The organism is Candidatus Rhodoblastus alkanivorans, assembly GCF_022760755.1.
GTDB lineage: Bacteria > Pseudomonadota > Alphaproteobacteria > Rhizobiales > Beijerinckiaceae > Rhodoblastus > Rhodoblastus alkanivorans.
The window spans coordinates 618,304-635,646 of record NZ_JAIVFP010000001.1 but is presented as its reverse complement, the minus strand read 5'-3'; the positions used below and the strand labels follow the sequence as shown (position 1 = coordinate 635,646).

Annotated in this window: 13 protein-coding genes; 2 read left to right on the top strand and 11 right to left on the bottom strand. The window is 65.8% G+C overall.

The window, feature by feature from the left end; genetic code table 11:
* Positions 1 to 169: 169 nt before the first annotated feature.
* From K2U94_RS02970 to K2U94_RS02950, 5 genes are read right to left on the bottom strand one after another with little or no spacing between them, the layout of a single operon-like run.
* Positions 170 to 799 (bottom strand): GNAT family N-acetyltransferase, encoded by a 630-nt coding sequence (locus tag K2U94_RS02970; protein WP_425332500.1) that lies wholly within the window; start codon positions 797 to 799, stop codon positions 170 to 172.
* The gene (locus tag K2U94_RS02965; protein ID WP_243065784.1) at positions 792 to 1,370 is read right to left on the bottom strand and encodes a sarcosine oxidase subunit gamma; all 579 of its coding nucleotides are present in this window, start codon (positions 1,368 to 1,370) and stop codon (positions 792 to 794) included. The genes K2U94_RS02970 and K2U94_RS02965 overlap by 8 nt, the downstream gene beginning before the upstream one ends.
* Positions 1,363 to 4,326 carry a sarcosine oxidase subunit alpha family protein gene (locus K2U94_RS02960; RefSeq protein WP_243065783.1) on the bottom strand — a complete coding sequence of 988 codons (2,964 nt, stop codon included), beginning with the start codon at positions 4,324 to 4,326 and terminating at the stop codon, positions 1,363 to 1,365. The genes K2U94_RS02965 and K2U94_RS02960 overlap by 8 nt, the downstream gene beginning before the upstream one ends.
* Positions 4,323 to 4,592 (bottom strand): sarcosine oxidase subunit delta, encoded by a 270-nt coding sequence (locus tag K2U94_RS02955; RefSeq protein ID WP_243065782.1) that lies wholly within the window; start codon positions 4,590 to 4,592, stop codon positions 4,323 to 4,325. The genes K2U94_RS02960 and K2U94_RS02955 overlap by 4 nt, the downstream gene beginning before the upstream one ends.
* The gene (locus K2U94_RS02950) at positions 4,592 to 5,845 is read right to left on the bottom strand and encodes a sarcosine oxidase subunit beta family protein (protein WP_243065781.1); all 1,254 of its coding nucleotides are present in this window, start codon (positions 5,843 to 5,845) and stop codon (positions 4,592 to 4,594) included. Before K2U94_RS02950 ends, K2U94_RS02955 begins: the two co-directional genes overlap by 1 nt.
* Before the next feature lie 114 nt (positions 5,846 to 5,959).
* Between K2U94_RS02950 and K2U94_RS02945 the strand changes: the two genes are divergently transcribed.
* Both K2U94_RS02945 and K2U94_RS02940 read left to right on the top strand, forming a co-directional pair.
* Positions 5,960 to 6,910: a GlxA family transcriptional regulator gene (locus tag K2U94_RS02945; protein ID WP_243065780.1), complete on the top strand. Its 951-nt coding sequence runs from the start codon at positions 5,960 to 5,962 to the stop codon at positions 6,908 to 6,910.
* Positions 6,911 to 6,965: 55 nt separating this feature from the next.
* On the top strand, positions 6,966 to 7,583 hold the full coding sequence (locus K2U94_RS02940) for a helix-turn-helix domain-containing protein (RefSeq protein ID WP_243065779.1): 618 nt from the start codon (positions 6,966 to 6,968) through the stop codon (positions 7,581 to 7,583).
* Here K2U94_RS02940 and K2U94_RS02935 read toward each other — a convergent pair.
* From K2U94_RS02935 to K2U94_RS02910, 6 genes are all read right to left on the bottom strand, one after another.
* Positions 7,580 to 8,353 (bottom strand): PP2C family protein-serine/threonine phosphatase, encoded by a 774-nt coding sequence (locus tag K2U94_RS02935; RefSeq protein WP_243065778.1) that lies wholly within the window; start codon positions 8,351 to 8,353, stop codon positions 7,580 to 7,582. The genes K2U94_RS02940 and K2U94_RS02935 overlap by 4 nt on opposite strands.
* A 2-nt stretch (positions 8,354 to 8,355) precedes the next feature.
* On the bottom strand, positions 8,356 to 10,017 hold the full coding sequence (locus tag K2U94_RS02930; RefSeq protein ID WP_243065777.1) for a bifunctional protein-serine/threonine kinase/phosphatase: 1,662 nt from the start codon (positions 10,015 to 10,017) through the stop codon (positions 8,356 to 8,358).
* A 107-nt stretch (positions 10,018 to 10,124) separates the two neighbouring features.
* A complete protein-coding gene (locus tag K2U94_RS02925; protein WP_243065776.1) occupies positions 10,125 to 11,507 on the bottom strand; it encodes an APC family permease in 1,383 nt (460 codons plus the stop codon).
* A gap of 320 nt (positions 11,508 to 11,827) precedes the next feature.
* Entirely contained in the window at positions 11,828 to 14,320 is a 2,493-nt protein-coding gene (locus tag K2U94_RS02920; protein ID WP_243065775.1) for an FAD-dependent oxidoreductase, read from the bottom strand.
* Position 14,321: 1 nt separating this feature from the next.
* Positions 14,322 to 16,277 (bottom strand): glutamate synthase-related protein, encoded by a 1,956-nt coding sequence (locus K2U94_RS02915; RefSeq protein WP_243065774.1) that lies wholly within the window; start codon positions 16,275 to 16,277, stop codon positions 14,322 to 14,324.
* Positions 16,265 to 17,161: a class II glutamine amidotransferase gene (locus K2U94_RS02910; protein ID WP_243065773.1), complete on the bottom strand. Its 897-nt coding sequence runs from the start codon at positions 17,159 to 17,161 to the stop codon at positions 16,265 to 16,267. Before K2U94_RS02910 ends, K2U94_RS02915 begins: the two co-directional genes overlap by 13 nt.
* Positions 17,162 to 17,343: the final 182 nt, after the last annotated feature.

Genomic DNA, 17,343 nt, shown 5'->3' with positions numbered 1-17,343 from the left:
GCTTGGCGATTTCGGGGAACGGGTGAAATCGACCCTTTGAAGACCTCCAGGCTAGAGTCTCGATCGTCTTGTCACTGGTGATGAGCAGTCGCTCGATCGTCATGACACCTTCGCAGCTGTGTCGACACCGACCCTATCGGTATTCCAGCGTGGGCCACAGTAGTCGGTATTACGTCCTCGGCATCGCTAACTGCCATTCCAGATGGGCCCGGATTGTCGGCCATTCGGATTGGATAATGCTGTAGACGCAGGTATCGCGCAAAGTGCCGTTTCGGGCGCGCTGGTGGTTGCGCAAGATCCCGTCAAGCTTGGCCCCGAGGCGCTCGATTGCGGAGCGGCTCTGGAAGTTGAGGGCGTGGGTTCGCAATTCGACCGCGACGCACCCCAGGGTTTCGAACGCATGGGTCAGAAGCACAAGCTTAGCCTCGGTGTTCAGCGCCGTGCGCTGGACGCTGCGGGCGATCCAGGTTGATCCGATCTCGACACGAAAATGTTTTCGGTCGATTGCCATGAAGCTGGTCATGCCGACCGCATGGCCCTGAGCGCCGCCGAAGATCGTAAAAGGCAGCATCGAGCCTTCCGCGAGCAGGCCGAGCCGCCTCTCGATCTCGGCCGTCATGTTCTGCGGTTCGGGCGCGGTGGTGTACCAGTGGCGCCATAATTCGCCGTCCTGGACCGCCGCAATCAGCTCTGTGTGATGCGCCGGCGCAAGCGGCTCCAGCCGCATAGCACGGCCCGCCAGCGTGACCGGCTCGACCGGCATCAAGTTTGTCACGTTTCTCGCCTCGGCCTCATCCATCCCAATCGAGCCCGAATTCGAGGGAAGCGCAAGCGAAAGCGCGCAGGAAGGCGGCGAGAAGCGACCGTCCGACCGCGAAGCGCCAAAGATCGTCGCGCTCCAGCCAAACGGTGATATTCACATGCGCCGCTGTTGTCGTCGCGGCGTCGCCGGGCTTGAAGACTGACGGGTGCAGATCAATCGGGACGAGCTTCGCCAGCGCGTCGCGCATCGCGCCGCTGGCTTCCAGCACGATGAGGCCCCCGCCCTGTTCGAAGACCGACCCTTCCGGCGCGAACGCGCCCTCGAGTTTTTGCGCCAGGCCGCGCGTCTCCGAGAGGACAAGCCAGCGGCCTGGCCCGACGCCGACGAAGTCGAAGCCCTCGGCGGCGCTGCGGCGCGGGATGTCCTGGAGGTCGATGGCGAAGGCGGCGCGCGCTTTGGCGATGACGGCGACCCGATCGCGCCCGGCAACCAGCGTGCAAGCGTCGGTTGACACGAGTCGCAGCCTTGCGGTCGTGCCGTTCTTCGCGCCGTAAAACCCAGGTGGGAGGTCTTTGCCGAGGGGGAGAGAGGCAAGAAAATCAGCCATGGAGACGCTCTCCCTTGGGGTCGAGGAAGCCCGGCGCGCAAATTTCGACCTCGGTGTCGGTTCCGCGCAAGCCGTCCCAGGCGCGCAGGACTTCGCCGATGCGCGCGGCGCCGCCCTTGACGAAGCCGAGCCCGATCGAATGCCCGAGAATCGGAGACGAAGTCGTGCTGGTCAGATAGCCGAGATCGTTTTCGGTCTTCGGCGCGGCGCCTTTCGTCAGCACATGGGCGCCCGCGCGCAGGACGGCCGTCCGGTCCACGGGCCTGAAGCCGACGAAGCCCATCCGGTCGGGCCCGGTGAGCGCCGGGCGGCGCGCCATGACCGCGCCGATATAGTCCTTCTTGGTGGAGGCCATGCGCCCGAAGCCGAGGTCGGCGGCGGTCGTCTGGCCGTTCAGTTCGGGCCCGGAGACATGGCCCTTTTCGATGCGCATCACCGCCAGCGCTTCGAGGCCGTAGAACGTCGCGTCCCATTCGGCGCCAACGTCGAGCAGCGCGCGCGCTAGCGCCTCCCCCTTGTCGGCGGGAACCGCGATCTCGAAACCCAGTTCGCCGGAAAATGACAGGCGGAAGATGCGCGCGCCCACGCCGCCCAGCGCTGTCGTCTCGATCGCGCCCATATAGGGGAGCTTTTCGTTGCTGACGGCGGAGGGATCGTCGACGATTTGGGCGACGAGGCCGCGCGCGCGGGGGCCAGCGACGGCGATTTGCGCCCATTGCTCGGTAACCGACGCCATCCGCACGTCGAGCTCCGGCCACAGCGCCTGGAGGCAGAATTCCAGGTGTTCGTAGACCTTGGCGGCGTTGGCGGTGGTGGTGGTCATGATCCAGCGGTCGTCGGCGAGCCGCGCCGTCGTGCCGTCGTCCATCACAAAGCCGTCTTCGCGCAGCATAACGCCATAGCGCGCCTTGCCGACGGGCAAGGTCGAGAACATGTTGATATAGACGCGGTCGAGCAACTTTCCGACATCTGGTCCCTGCAATTCGATCTTGCCGAAAGTTGAGACGTCGATCAGTCCGACCGACGTGCGCACCGCCCGGACCTCACGTTCGACCGTCTGCTTCCAGTCCGTCTCGCCCTTGCGCGGAAAATAGGCGGCGCGCAGCCAGGGACCGGTTTCGACGAAAACAGCGCCGAGCTCTTCCGCCAGCGAATGAGTTGGCGTAAGCCGCGCTGGGCGAAAATCGCCGCCGCGGTGATGACCGGCGAAGACGCCGAGCGCCACCGGAGACCATGGCGGCCGGAACATCGTCACGCCGGTTTCGGCAATGGATTTGCCGCGCTGTTTCGCCATCAGCGCGAGGCCCGGCAGGTTCGAGAGCTTGCCCTGGTCGGTCGCCATGCCCAAAGTGGTGTAGCGCTTGAGATGCTCGACCGAGATGAAGCCTTCCCTGTGCGCCAGTTCGACATCCTTGGAACAGACATCGTTCTGGAAATCGACGAAGGCGAGCCCCTTCGAGCCTTCGACATGCCAGAACGCCTTCAGGCTGCAGGGCGCGTCGGCGGCCTTCGGCACGGGCGGTGGGGCAGCGGAGAAACCGATTTCCGCCGCCGCCTGCGCGCCCTTCAGCGCGCCCTGCGCCAGACAGTCCGACAAGGCGTAGGCGCCCGCCGCCGCCCCGGCCACGAGGAGTCCCGGCGGGCCCTTCGCGCCGGGAACGAAAGCCGCGATGCTTTCGTTCCATTCCGGCTTGCCCCCGTGATGGCATGTAAGATGGACATTGGGCGAAAAGCCGCTCGACATGGCGAGCCCGTCGACCGCAAGGCGCTCCGTCCTGCCGTTGGCGAAAATATCGATTGCCTTGAGCGTCTTACCGTGGGTAGCGATCACTTGGCCGCCGAGAACGACGCGAAGTCCTCGTTTGCGCGCGGCGTCCGTCATGGCCGGCGTGACGGACTCGCGGGTTTCGATCAGAGCGGCGACCTCGGCGTCTGCGTCATGCGCGTCGAAGGCCGCCGTCCAGGCCGCATCGTTATTGGTGAAAAAAGCCATGCGTTTCGCCGGCGCGACAGCAAAGCGATTGACGTAGCCCTGCACGGGCCCCGCCAGCATCACGCCCGGCCGGTCGTTGCCGCCTAACACGATCGGCCGATCGAGCGCGCCGGCGGCAAGAATCGCGCGTTTGGTCGAAATCCGCCAAAGGACCTGTCGCGGCTGGAAAGGCGCCGGCGTGGATAGATGGTCGGCGACGCGCTCGACCGCGGCGTAACAATCGTCGTAGATCCCAAAGACGGCGGTGCGGATCATCAGTCGCACATTGGGCAGGCTCCGCAATTCGGCGAGGCTTTTCTCAACGAAATCGACCGGCGCGCCCTCCTCGATTGCGGTCTTCTCGCTCAGCAGCCGTCCGCCGAAGCGAAAATCCTCTTCGGCGAGAATGACGCGCGCGCCCGAGCGCCCCGCCGCCAGGGCCGCCATCAGGCCTGCCGGGCCCGAGCCAATCACAAGCACGTCGCAGAAAGCGCTGGCTTTTTCATAAAAATCCGGGTCCGGCGCCTCGGCCGCGCGGCCGAGGCCGGCGGCGCGACGGATCGCCGGCTCATAGAGTTTTTCCCAGGCGGCCTTCGGCCACATGAAGGTCTTGTAGTAGAAGGCGGCCCCGAAAAAGGGCGACAGCAGGCCGTTGAGCGACAGCACATCGAAATCGAGCGAAGGCCAACGGTTCTGGCTCGCGGCGTCGAGGCCGTCGTATAGTTCGATGGTCGTCGCGCGCGTATTGGGCTCGCGCCGGGCGCCGCTCCGCAACTCAACCAGCGCGTTGGGCTCTTCGGTCCCGCCGCCGACGATGCCGCGCGGGCGGTGATATTTGAACGAGCGGCCGACGAGCTTGACATCATTGGCAAGCAACGCCGAGGCGAGGGTGTCGCCGGAAAAGCCTTCGAGCGCCCTTCCGTCGAAGGAAAAGCGCAGCTTCTGCGCACGATCGATCAGGCCGCCTTTCGCCAACCGGCTCATGCGCGCCTCCGCTCGTCGGCGAAGCGCGTGGAGCGAATCGCGTGCGTCACCGTGTCGCGTTCGACTTCGATCCAGCGGCGGCAGCCCGCCGCGTGGTACCAGAACTCGGAATGCGCCCCCGCGGGATTGTCGCGCAGATAGACATAGTCGTGGAACCGCTCCGCCGCGTCGGACGCCGCAGGATCGGGGCGGACGGGGCTGGCGTCGCCGCGATAGGCGAATTCATGGGCATCGCGCGCGCCGCAATAAGGACAGGCGATCAGCATCAGTGCAAATTCGGCTGGGCGCCGACTCCCTTTTCGTCGATGACATGGCCGGTGCGGAAGCGGTCGAGCCGCATCGCCGCAGTCAGCGGATGCGGCGCGTCGCACGCGATGGTATGGGCGAAGCACCAGCCCGAAGCGGGCGTGGCCTTGAAGCCGCCGTAGCTCCAGCCGGCGTTGAGATAGAGGCCGGGCAGCGGCCCGATGTCGATGATCGGCGAGCCGTCCATCGACATGTCGCACAGGCCCGCCCACTGGCGCAGCAGGCGCAGCCGGCCGATCAACGGCATGACCGCCATGCCGCCTTCAAGAACGTCCTCGATCACCGGGAGATTGCCGCGCTGGGCGTAGGAATTGTAGCCGTCGAGATCGCCGCCGAAGACCAGCCCGCCCTTGTCCGATTGCGAAATGTAGAAATGCCCGGCGCCGAAGGTGACGACCCCCGGAACCAGCGGCTTGATGCCCTCGGAGACGAAGGCCTGTAGCACCAGACTCTCGATCGGCAGGCGCAGGCCGAGCCTTTGCGCCAGCCGCGACGAGGAACCGGCGACCGCCAATGCGACTTTCTTCGCCTTGATCGTTCCACGCGCCGTTTCAATTCCCTTCACCGCGCCGTCAGCGCCCCGCAGGAAACCCATGACCTCGCAGTTTTGCAGAATATCGACGCCAAAGAGGTCGGCGCCGCGCGCATAGCCCCAGACCACCGCGTCGTGGCGCGCGGTCCCGGCGCGAGCTTGCAGAAGCCCGCCCTTGATGGGGAAGCGCGCGTTGTCGAAGTCGAGAAAAGGCGCCAGCGCCCGCACCTGCGCGACGTCGAGCAGTTCGGAATCGGCGCCGGCGAGGCGCATGGCGTTGCCGCGCCGCGCATAGGCGTCGCGCTGCGCATCGGAATGGATCAGGTTCACGATGCCGCGCTGGCTCGCCATGACGTTGTAGTTCAGTTCCTGCTCCAGACCTTCCCATAATTTGACCGACCATTCGTAAAACGGCTCGTTGCCTGGCAGCAGGTAATTGGAGCGGAAAATGGTGGTGTTGCGTCCGGCGTTGCCAGAGCCGATCCAGCCCTTTTCGACCACGGCGACATTGTGAAGCCCGTGGTTCTTCGCGAGGTAGTAAGCGGTGGCGAGTCCATGGCCGCCGCCGCCGACTACGACCACGTCATATTCGGGCTTCGGTTCGGGATCGCGCCACGCCCGCTCGGCGTAACGGTTTTTTGTCAGTCCGTTGACGATGACGTTGAAGAGCGAATAGCGCATGGGTTTCCGGGCCTGTCGCGGCGCGCACGCCACTTGATGACATTGTGGCGCCTGCCGCTTTGCTTTCATGCCTCTTTACGACTATTTTTGTTTTGAAAACGACATGGAGCGCCCATGAAAGAGCCCGCGCGCCGCATCGGCTTTCTGCTGCTGCCGGATTTTCCGCTAATGTCCTACGCCTCGGCGATCGAGCCGTTGCGCGCCGCCAATGTGCTGGCGGGCGGCGCGCTTTTTCGCTGGTCGAATCTCAGCATCGACGGCCAGCCAGCGCGGGCCTCGGTGGGCCTGGAAATCGCCCCCGATCTGGGATTGAACGATGCGCAGGCGCTTGACGCGCTGTTTGTCTGCGCCGGCGGCAATCCGGCCGCCTTCAGGCACAAGCCGACCTTCGCGCGGCTGCGGGCGCTGGCGGCGGCGGGCGTCGAGATCGGCGGCATGTCGGGCGGCGCCTATATCCTGGCGCGCGCCGGCCTGCTCGAGCGGCGGCGGTGCACGATTCACTGGGAGCATATCCCGGCGCTGCTGGAGGAATTCCCCGATCTGTTGCTGGAACGCACGCTTTATGTGTTCGACGGCGATCGCGCCACCTGCGCCGGCGGTCTCGCCGCCTTCGACATGATGGTGGATCTGGTCGAGCGGCGACACGGCGCCGCGCTCGCGGTCGCGGTCGGCGAGTGGTATCTGCGCACGCAGTCGCGCTCCGGCGAGGAGGCGCAGCGCCCGTCGCTGCGCGAGCGCACTCGCGTCGCCAACGCGAAAGTGCTCAAGGCGTTGGCGCTGATGGAGGAGCGCATCGAGCATCCGCTGTCGCGCGCGGAGCTGGCGGAATCTGCCGGAGTCACTTTGCGCCAGCTGGAGCGGCTGTTCGCCGCACACCTTGGCCGGCCGCTCGCCAGCCATTATCTCGGCTTGCGCCTCGACCGGGCGCGAAAACTGCTTCGGCAGACCAGCCTGCCGATTGTTGAGGTCGCGCTGGCCAGCGGCTTCGCCGCGAGCAGCCATTTTTCGCGGGTCTACCGGACGCGCTTCGGCCTTGCTCCCAGCGCCGAGCGGCGTCATCGCTGATTGCTTCCACGCCCGTGTTTCCTATAATGAAACATTATCTAACCGGACGCGCGCAATGAAAGATCAGGATCCTCATTCCACCCGGGGCGTGAGGGAAAACCAGCTGGAAGTCGCCATCGGACGCCAGGTACGGGAATATCGGGTCAAGCTGGCGATGACGGTCGCCGATCTGGCGCGGCAGGCGGGCCTCTCGGCAGGCATGCTGTCGAAGATCGAGAACGGCGCCACCTCGCCCTCCCTCGACACCTTGCAGGCCCTCTCGAAGGCGTTGAACGTGCCGGTCACCGCCTTTTTCCGCAAGTTCGAGGAGCAGCGCGACGCCACCTACGTCAAGTCGGGCCAGGGCCTGCTGATCGAGCGGCGCGGCACCCGCGCCGGGCACCAGTATCACCTGCTTGGGCATTCCATCGGCAAATCGCTGGTCGTCGAGCCCTATCTGGTGACGCTGACCGAAACCTCCGACGTTTTTCCGATCTTCCAGCACGCCGGTCAGGAATTCATCTATATCGTCGAAGGCGAAGTGGTCTATCGCCATGGCGACAAGCTCTATCCGATGAGCGCCGGCGACAGCTTGTTCTTTGACGCCGACGCCCCCCATGGCCCGGAAGAGCTGAAGAAACTGCCGATCCGTCTGCTGTCGGTGATCGTCTATTCGCGCAGCGGCGAGAACTAGCCGCCGACCGGCGCCGCGGCCGCCGCGTCGCTCCGAAAATCGGGCGCGGGCTCCAGCACATCGAGCACGACAAGCGTCACATTGTCGGCAGCGCCGGCAGCGAGCGCGCCATCGCGCAAGGTCCGCGCCGCCTGCAGCGGCGAAGGCGCGGCGGCGAGCAGCGCGGCGATCCGGCGGGCGGACAGCGCGCCATGCAGGCCGTCCGTGCACAGCAGCAGGCGGTCGCGCGGGGCGAGGTCGAGCGCGACATGGTCGAGATGAACGCGGACGTCGAAACCGATCGCGCGGCGCAGACGCAAGGTTGGTTCGCCAAGATCGACGACATGGTCGGAGGTGATCTGGTCTAGGCGGCCGCCGGACAGCCGATAGGCGCGGCTGTCGCCGACATGGAGCACGTGGCCGCGGCCGTCGGCGACCAGCACGGCGGTGAACGTCGTCGCCATCCGGGCGAGCCGCGGGTCTCGCCGGCCGATCGCCGCGATCCAGCCATTGACGGCGTCAAGCGCGCGGCTCGCCGCAGCCAGCGGCGACAAATGCGGCGCCGCGCCGAAATAGCCGTCGAGGAAAGCCCGCACCGCCGTTTCCGCCGCCTCGCGGCCGCCCCGGTGGCCGCCGAGCCCATCGGCGACGGCGGCGGCGAAGCCACGCCTCCCGCCCAGCGGATCGCGGCAGCAGGCGGCAAAATCCTGATTGCTCGGCCGTCGCCCGCGCGCGCTCACCAAACCATAGGCGAGACGCGGCGCCGGGACGCGGGCGACGGGCGCCGTCATTCTCAGCGTCTCCACAACAGCAAAGCGAGGCAGAGCAGGGCCAATCCCGCGGCTAGCGCCCGCCAGGGCATTCGGGCGCCGGGCGGCCGCGGCGGGCGGCCGCGCCAGTCCTGATGGAACAGGCCATGTTCGAGCGCCGCGCGCAGGGCCGTGGCGTCGGCGAAACGCCGCTCCGGCTCCACCTCGATCGCCTGGCCGATGATCTTCCCCAGCCAATCCGGCAGATCGGGCCGCGCGCGCGCCAGCGGGAACGCTTCCCGTGCGCCAAAGGGAAAGGCGCCGCCGCTGAACATGCGATAGAGGGTCACGCCAAGGGAAAAGACTTCGCTGCGCAGTCCGGGCGACGCGCCCCTGAACAATTCTGGCGCCATATAGCGGGTCGTCCCGCCGAGATCCTCGCGGCCACTCTCATCGAGGCCCGGCAGCGCCGCCAGCCCGAGATCGAGCAATTTGACCTCGCCCGAACGCAGCAGGAAGATATTTTCCGGCTTGAGGTCGCGGTGGACGACGTGCCGACGCGCCAGATCCTCGACCGCCTCGCACAGGCTAATCGCTATGCCAGCCCCCTCCGCCAGCGACACTGGCGGGGCGGTTCGCAGCCGGGCGTCGAGCGTCTCGCCATGATAATAGGGCATGACCAGATAGAGACAGCTGCGCCGCTCGGCCGGCAGATCGAGATAATCGACCGTCCAGCGGCTGCGCAGCCGCGCGCCGATCCAGGCCTCGCGCAAGAAGCCGGCCTGGAACACGGGGTCCTGCGCCATGCCGAGCAGCGGGAACTTGAGGACGACGTCACGATCGCCGATCGTGTCGCGGGCGCGCTTCAGCAGGGTATATTGACCGCGATAGATGGTGCGGCCGACGACGAACCCATCCAGCGTCTCGCCGTCGTGCGGCGGCGGTCTGATCGGCAGGGCCGCGTATTCGGCGGCGAAGTCGTCACGTTGCGGCGAGGAGACCTCGATGACGTCAATGATCGCCGCCGCGCCGCGCGGCGCGGCCGCGACGAGCTTTTGCGCCGTCTCGCCGGCGCCCCCCAACTCGCGCAGCAAATCCCCGAGCCTTTCCGGCGAAACGCCGCGCGACAGGCCCGCGCCGAGCAGGATCACGCGGTCCCCCGGCAGCGCGTCGATTTCGACGACATCGGCCTGGACCTCGCGGTCGAAGCCGAGCGCCCGGGTCGGCGCATCGGGGCCCGAGGCGCGCGGCCGGAGATGATCGCGGGTGAGCGGCTGGAGGCGGCCGGAGCGCAGCAGGTAAACGCGGTTCTCGCCAAGATGCACGATCGCCAGCTTCCTTGACGCCGGCGCGGCCAGGGCGCAGAGCGACGCCGCCATGCCGCGCCGTTGCGGATCGTTGCGAGACTGGCGAAACATCCAGTCGTTGGCGGCCGACAGGGCCCGCGCGGCGGCGGCTTTCGGCGAGAGCGTGGCAAGGGCGCCGAAATAGCCTTCGGCGACGAGACGGGCGGCGACCTCGGCCGCCTCGGCCGGGACGCGGCCCTCGCCGTCGCCGCGCGCAAGAACGGCGAGCAGGCCGCGGCGCGGGGCGCCGAAATCCTCGCCGCGATAAATGGCGCGGAATTCATCCGCGGAGGCGGCCCCCGCCGCCTCGCCCAGCGCGAGGGTCCATCCGGCGACAATGACGGGGGCGCTGTCGGTCATGGGCTTTCCGGCGAGAGCTTTCATTCGGCGCCGTCGAACAGGTTCGGCGGCGCCGCGCGATGAAAGAGGCGAAGGGCTGTCCTCCGCCTCCCGATCGAACCGGCGCGTCAGGCTTCGCCGGCGACCTCCATGTCATGCTCGATGCCGAGCAGGGTCTGCGGCGCGCGGGCCTTGAGGACCAGGAACCAGACGACGCCGACGAACAGATAGGCGAGAAAGATATAGGGCAGAAGGTTCAGCGGATAAGCGGGCATGGGATAGAGGCTGCCCACGACTGCGCCGACCATCAGCACGACGCCAAGAGCGCCGAGCGCGTAATCCTTGCCCGAGACTTCGCCGATCTTCTGGAGATAGAGCGGGGCGCAGACCGAACACATGAGATAGACGAGAATGAAGCCGAAGGAGGCCAACGTGCCATACCAGCCGAAGGTGTCGGTTTCCGCGCCGGCTTTGATAAAGGCGACGCAGAGGACGAAATTGACCGCGGCGCCAAGGGCGAGGGCGATGTGCGGGGTCTTGTGTTCGGCATGGATCATGCCCATCGACTGATGCACGAACTGATAGCGGCCGAGCGAGAACAGCAACCGGCCGAAGGCGTTGAGCGAGGCCAGGGCACAGGCGAAGGAACTGATCGCAGCGCCGAAATAGACGACGGCGATCAGCAGCGGGCTCTCGCTTTTCAGCAGATCGGCGAGCGGCGACGAACTGGCGGCGAGTTTCGCGGACTGATCGCCGAAGCCGATCATGATGACATAGGTGGTGAAGACGAAGAACAGGCCGGCCGAAACCGCCGTCCAGTTGATCGCGCGCGGGATCGTCGTTTCCGGATCGCGCGTTTCCTTGGCCAGGGTTGCGGCGCTCTCGAAGCCGACGAAGCTGAAAATGCCGAAGACGATCGCCTGCGGCACCGCGCTCGGCGCCAGCCCCGCCAGGGTGATCTGCTTCATGTCGGCCTTGAAGCCCGACTTGAACAGCACCATCAGGCAGACGAGGGTGATGATCGTGACCGACACCGCCTCGAGGCTGAGGCCGACGCGCGAGGAAATGCGGATGTCGCGCGACGACAGGAACCAGGCGAGCAGCGACACCACGCCATAGAGCAGCACGGTCGGCGGCGTCCAGGTCACGCCGAGGCCGGTCAGCATGGTCTTGAAGAAGATCGAGGTCGCGACGGTGAGCGCCATGGCGGTCATCAGATAGGCGGCCAGCATGGACCAGCCGGACAACATGCCCCAGGACGGGCCCAAAGTGCGCGACACGTAAAGGAAGAACGAGCCGGCGGCCGGTATCCTCCGTGACAATTTGCCGACATTGACGCCCACCACCAGCATGGCGATCGTCGCCAGAACATAGACCAGCCAAGAACCGGCGCCGGCGGTTCCGGCGATGACCGCGATGGACAGGGCCGGCGTCAGGGTCGGCGAGACATTGGCGACCGATTGCCCCAGCGTCTCGATGAAAGAGAGACTATCTTTTCGTAATTCGGACATTCTGGTTCTCCGAGCCGTGGACCGGCCGCTCTGGGCGCCGGACTAAGTTGTGCGAGTTTCACAAGAGGCACTTTTTATTACTGGCAATTATTGTGCCACCAGCCGATCCACGTCCGTTCCTTGATTTTTAATGATTGCTTTCGCATATTTCGTTCTAGACTCTCTGATTAAGGTCAGCAAAGCGGCAATCAGGCCCGATATTGCTCGACCAGGAGGCTTTATGGGAATTTTTTGAGCGTTATAAATGTTTCATGAAATGAAAAATCCGCGGCGCTTCCGCCGCGGACGAAATCCGGGGATCGGGGCTGGGTCGGGGTCGTTCAGGCGATCTTCTTGCGTCCCGCCATGGCGATGCCGACAGCCTGCTGCGCGCGCAGCGAGGTCGTGCGCAGATCTTCCGGCTCCAGATTATGGACATTGGTCTTGCCACAGCAGCGCGCCATCATCGAACATTCCGACGCCGCCGCCTTGAGATAGCTGGCCAGACCCGCGCCCGCCCGCTCCATCGCCTCGGCCGGGAAGTCCAGTCCTGACGGCGCGATCGCGCCGCCGGCGGCGAGGCCCGCCGCGACATCGACGATCCCGGCGCCGGCGCCGAGCGCCAGCATTTTGGCGAGATCCGTGCCCGAACGCAGCCCGCCGAACCAGATCAGGGGAAAGGCCTCCTCAGCGCCGGCTTCGCGCATCAACCCGACCGCGCGCGGCAGCAGGGACAGATCGGGCGCGCCGGCGAGATCGGCCCAGGCGCCGCCGAAATGGCCTGAACCGTCGAGGACGACGAGATCGACCCGTTGCGCCAGCGCGAAGGCGACGACCCTTTCGACGCTCGCCCAGGTCGCGATCAGGCCGCGCAACTGGCCCGGTCTGTTCGCTGGCAGGGCTGGCGCCTCAGTCTCGCTGACCCGCAACAGAACCGCGGCGGCGACGGGATCGGCGCTTTCGGGCCGATCCACGATTTGCAGCCAAGGAGCGGCGCCCGGGAGCGCCGCGCGTCCGACATAGGCGCTCCCCGCCTCGTCGATCGCCTTGGCGACCGCCTTTCTGACGCCGTCCGGCGCGTCCTCAAAACCGGCGATCAGCATCGGCTGCGCAAGCCTCAACCCCGCGCCGAGAGCGGTCGCCGTCTTGCAGGCTTCGCGATAGGGATCGATCACCAGGCGCGTCAGATTGGCTGGAAGAAAGACCATTTCGTCCAAGGTCGCCGGACCGGGAACAAGAGGATCGGGCCGCCTGGCGAGGCGCGCGCGGGTCGCGGCGACGAAATCGGCCGGCCGGGCGTCAACCCGCGCCAGAGCGAAAATGGCCTCGCGGGTCTTGACCGAATAATCCGCTGACCCGGTTTCAGTATCGCAACGGTAACAGCGCGCCGCCTGATCGCGCGCCGTGCGAGCGTCATAGCCGGCCTCGGCGTCGCTGAATGGATCCGGCTTGCCGACGCCGAGGAAGGGCGGCTCCTGATGCGGCAGCTTTTCCCACATCTGGTCCTGCGCCACCGGAACGTTCCGGGTGCGGTAAGGCGTGCGATAAGGCGCCGGATGGGCGACGCCTTCGAGCGCCGCCAGAACGTAATAGGCGGCCTTGTGGCCCTGAAACATCGCTTGAACCAGTGTCGAGGAGCCGAAGGCGGCGTCGCCGGCGGCGAAGACCCTTTCGAGCTTCGTACCCATGTCGGAGGCGCGGGTCAGGATCCTGTCGCCATCCATCAGGCCGTGGCGCGCCAGTTCGAGGCTTGCCGCCTTCTGGCCGACGGCGGCGATGACAAGGCCGCAGGCGAGATCGAAATCGGAGCCCTCAACTAGCGAAAAAACGCGGCGGCCATCGACGCCGGGCGCGCCCAAAGCCGTTTTTTTGCAGCGCAGAACAGCTTGATCGTCGCCGTCCAAAACAGCGACCGGGGCGACATTGTATAGAAATTCCACGCCCTCAGCCCTGGCGGCTTCGAGTTCATAGCGCCGGGCGGGAATTTCCGCCGGGCCGCGGCGATAGGCGACGATCACTTTCTCTACGCCCCCCAGACGCAGGGCCGAGCGGCAGGCGTCCATGGCGACGTCGCCGCCGCCGATCACCACGATCGTCTTCGGCAAAACCGGCCTGTCGCCGCCATTGACGCGGTTGAGGAAGGTCACGCCGTCGATGACGTGCGCGCCGTCGTCGCCGGGAATTCCGAGCTTCTTGCCAGCCGACGCGCCGATCGCAAGCAAAACCGCATCATGGCTTCGGCGCAGGTCTTCGAGCTTCACCTTCTCGCCGAGCGGGCTGTCGAGATGCAGGCTGATGCCGGGACAGCGTTGCAGGATGCGGTCGATGTCATCCTGCACGACGCTTTGCGGCAGCCGGAAGTCGGGAATGCCCCACAGGGCCATGCCACCCGGCTTCGACTGCGCCTCATAGAGATCGACAGGATAGCCGGCAAACGCAATGTCCTGCGCGGCGGTCAGGCCGGCCGGACCGGCGCCAATGATGGCGACCCTCTTCGCCTTGTCGGGCGCAACCGCCGGCAGGCGATAGGTCGGGCCGAGCGCGTCGAGCACGTAGCGCTTGAGGGCGCGGATCGCCACCGGCCCGTCGGCGCCGGCGCGGCGGCAGGCCGGTTCGCAGGGCGCGTCGCAGACGCGTCCGCAGACCCCCGACAGGGGATTAGTCGCGGCGATCGCCTCCAGCGCCTCCGCGGTCTTGCCCTCCCAGATCATGCCGACATAGGAGGCGACATCGGTGCCGATCGGACAGGCCACCTGGCAGGGCGGGGGCTCGTAATGCGGCAGTCCGCTCTGGTCCTGGGTAAGATCGACGGAAAAAGGCTTGCAGTTGGCCATGTCAGGCGACCTCAGTCAAAAGTTCTTGCGCGTCGGGACGAAAGCCGGGCTCGTAAGGCAGCCCGGTGATGGCCGCGGCCTCGGGCGTCAGGGCGACGAGATCGGCGCGCGAAAGCTGGCGGAAATCGCTGTGGCCCAGCGCCTTGGTCAGGGTCGCGATCTGCCAGCGCACCGCTTCGAGATAGCGCGCGATCGCCTTGGCCTGGACGTCGATCTTGTATCGCATCTCATGGTCGGGATCCTGGGTGGCGATGCCGACCACGCAATTGCCGACATGGCACTGCATGCAGGAAATGCAGCCGCCGGCGATCAGCGCCGCCGTGCCCATGGCGACCGCGCTCGCGCCGAGCGCCAGAGCCTTGACCGCGTCGACGCCATCCTTGATCCCACCCATCAGAACGATCGGCATGTCGTCGCCGGCGTCGATCTCGCGCAGGCCGTCGAGCGCTTCCTGAATGGCGGCGAGCGTCGGAATGCCGACGTTTTCGAGCACCTCGGTCGAGGCCGCGCCGGTCGAGCCCTGCATGCCGTCGAGCTGGACGAAATCGAAGCCGTCCTTGTATGCGATCTTGATGTCGTCGCGGACGCGGCCGGCGCCCATCTTGATCGAGATCGGCTTGGCGTACCCGGTCGCCTCGCGGAACTCCTCGACCTTGATGACGAGATCGTCGGCGCCCATGATGTCGGGATGACGCGAGGGCGAACGCAAGTCGATCCCTTCGGGAATGCCGCGCACGGCGGCCAGCTCCCTGGTGACTTTCTTCGCCATCAGCTGGCCGCCGAGGCCGGGCTTGGCGCCCTGGGAAATATAGATTTCCAACGCATCGGCCTTGAGCATGTCGTGGATGTTCCAGCCAAGGCGCCCCGAGAGGCACTGATAGATCAACTGGCCGGCCTCGGCGCGCTGTTCCGGCAGCATGCCGCCTTCGCCGGTGTTCTCGACGATCCCGGCCAATCTCGACGCGCGCGCGAGAGCGATCTTGGTCGATTTCGACAGGGCGCCATAGCTCATCGGCGCGATCAGCACCGGCATCGACAATTCCAGCGGTCTGGCGCCATGTCGACTGCCGATCGTGGTCTTGAGATTGACCTTGGCCAAGGCGTCGGAGGCGGCGCGGATGCGCTCGGGGTCGACTTTCAAAGCGATGTCGTTGAAATGCGGTACGCTCTTCGAGGCGCCATAGCCGCGAATGCGGTAGCGGCCGATCAGCGCCTTGGCGTGGATATCCTCGGCGACCCGCGCGTTCCAGTAGGTTCCGCCTTCGGCGACCGTATACGGCAAGGGTCGTGAGATCGGCTCGTTCACGCCATAGCGCAACTTGGTCCCGGCGTTGACGATCTTTTGGAACGTCCCATCGAAGGCGACGCCGTATTTTTTCAGGAAGTCTCGAATATCGGCGTCTTCCTGCGGCGTCATTTCGGCGAGCCGCGCGTCGGCGCCGAGGCTCTGAACCTTGCCGCCGACATAAATGGCGCCGCCGCTCATGTCTTCGCCGACGCGCTCGCCGGAATCGCCAAGAATGATGATTCGTCCGCCATACATCATGTAGCCGGCGAGGAACGACGCGTTGCCGCAGCACAGAAGCGTGCCCGCCTTCATTACCTGACCGGCGCGCGAGCCGATGTTGCCTTTCACAACGATCTCGCCGCCGCGCAAGGCGACTCCGGCGATGGCGCTGGCGTTGCCGCCGACCACGACCGAGCCGTCATAAAGGCTGTCGCCGACGCCCCAGCCGACGTTCGATTCGATTTCGAAACGCGCGCCATGCGACAGGCCGGCGCAGAAATAGCCCGCCGAGCCGCGGATCGTCACCTTGACCGGCGCGACCAGGCCGACGCCGAGATGATGGCGCGCGTCGGAATTGACGAGTTCGATATCCTCGCCGCGCGCGCCGGCGGCGCGCATCGCCTCATTGGCGTCGCGCACCGAGAGCAAGCTGAGATCTAGCGTGACCATGTGCGGAACGTCCCCGGCGCAGGCTCGGTGGTGGAGAGGGGGCGGCCCGGAAAGAGCCGGTTGAGCGAGACTTCCTCGGAGGCGATGGCGACGAGCTCCTCGTTCTCGAACATCACCATCGGCTTGGCGGCGAGGCGGTCCTTGGCAAAGCCGATGCCGTCCCTGGTCGAGACCAGAAAAGAAAAAACGCCATCGAGGTCGTCGACCGATTGCTCGAGCGCCTGTTCGAGCGTTTCGCCGAGCGCGAGCTTGTCGGCGAGATAGACCGCGATCAGTTCGCTGTCGTTGTCGGTGCGAAACTCAAAGCCGCGCGCTTCGAGCCGGCGGCGCATCTTCCAGTAATTAGTGATCTGGCCGTTGTGGACGATGGCGACGTCGGAAAAGCCGGTCGCCCAGAACGGATGGGCGGCCTCCGGCTTGACCTCCGATTCGGTGGCGAGGCGGACATGGCCGACGCCATGCGATCCGGCGATCGAGCGGATGCCATAGATTTGGTCGAGATCATGGGCGGTTCCGACATCCTTGATGATGTCGAGCGACGAGCCGATCGACACCAGCTTGGCTGCATGTTCCATGGCGTAGGCGAAAGGGCGGATCTCGCCGTCGTAATCGACTTCGACGACAAAGCTCGCGCCTTCCCGCTTCTCGCTCAGGAGCTTCGCACCCTGCCGGGCCAGCGCCGATATTACGCGCCCAATGGTCGCGTCGCCGTCCTCGTCCATGATGAAGCGCAGCCGCAATCCCTTGAAATCGTTTTCATACAGCGCGAAGCCGGTGGAATCGAAGCCGCGGTGCTGGCAGCCGTCGAGCATGTCGACGAGCACGCGGCCGAGAGTCTCGTTGGTCTCGGTCTTCTTGAAGAAAATGCCGGCAATGCCGCACATGGCCGCCTCCTTGCAGGTTTGGCCAAAGCTAATCGTCCAGAGGCGGGAATGTCAACACGAAGGGAAACAAATTTTCCTGAAAGGAATTTTTTATGAGACTGATGCGCCCGCTCCATTGCGAAAGCACAGCTCACATGCACAAGGCTTTATCACGTTTGATCAGAATTGACGACAAAACGCGC

Bases quoted from the DNA above. Each gene is read 5' to 3' on its own strand.
- K2U94_RS02970 (WP_425332500.1), bottom strand. From the start codon at position 799: ATGGATGAGGCCGAGGCGAGAAACGTGACAAACTTGATGCCGGTCGAG.
- K2U94_RS02965 (WP_243065784.1), bottom strand. From the start codon at position 1,370: ATGGCTGATTTTCTTGCCTCTCTCCCCCTCGGCAAAGACCTCCCACCT.
- K2U94_RS02960 (WP_243065783.1), bottom strand. From the start codon at position 4,326: ATGAGCCGGTTGGCGAAAGGCGGCCTGATCGATCGTGCGCAGAAGCTG.
- K2U94_RS02955 (WP_243065782.1), bottom strand. From the start codon at position 4,592: ATGCTGATCGCCTGTCCTTATTGCGGCGCGCGCGATGCCCATGAATTC.
- K2U94_RS02950 (WP_243065781.1), bottom strand. From the start codon at position 5,845: ATGCGCTATTCGCTCTTCAACGTCATCGTCAACGGACTGACAAAAAAC.
- K2U94_RS02945 (WP_243065780.1), top strand. From the start codon at position 5,960: ATGAAAGAGCCCGCGCGCCGCATCGGCTTTCTGCTGCTGCCGGATTTT.
- K2U94_RS02940 (WP_243065779.1), top strand. From the start codon at position 6,966: ATGAAAGATCAGGATCCTCATTCCACCCGGGGCGTGAGGGAAAACCAG.
- K2U94_RS02935 (WP_243065778.1), bottom strand. From the start codon at position 8,353: ATGACGGCGCCCGTCGCCCGCGTCCCGGCGCCGCGTCTCGCCTATGGT.
- K2U94_RS02930 (WP_243065777.1), bottom strand. From the start codon at position 10,017: ATGACCGACAGCGCCCCCGTCATTGTCGCCGGATGGACCCTCGCGCTG.
- K2U94_RS02925 (WP_243065776.1), bottom strand. From the start codon at position 11,507: ATGTCCGAATTACGAAAAGATAGTCTCTCTTTCATCGAGACGCTGGGG.
- K2U94_RS02920 (WP_243065775.1), bottom strand. From the start codon at position 14,320: ATGGCCAACTGCAAGCCTTTTTCCGTCGATCTTACCCAGGACCAGAGC.
- K2U94_RS02915 (WP_243065774.1), bottom strand. From the start codon at position 16,277: ATGGTCACGCTAGATCTCAGCTTGCTCTCGGTGCGCGACGCCAATGAG.
- K2U94_RS02910 (WP_243065773.1), bottom strand. From the start codon at position 17,161: ATGTGCGGCATTGCCGGCATTTTCTTCAAGAAGACCGAGACCAACGAG.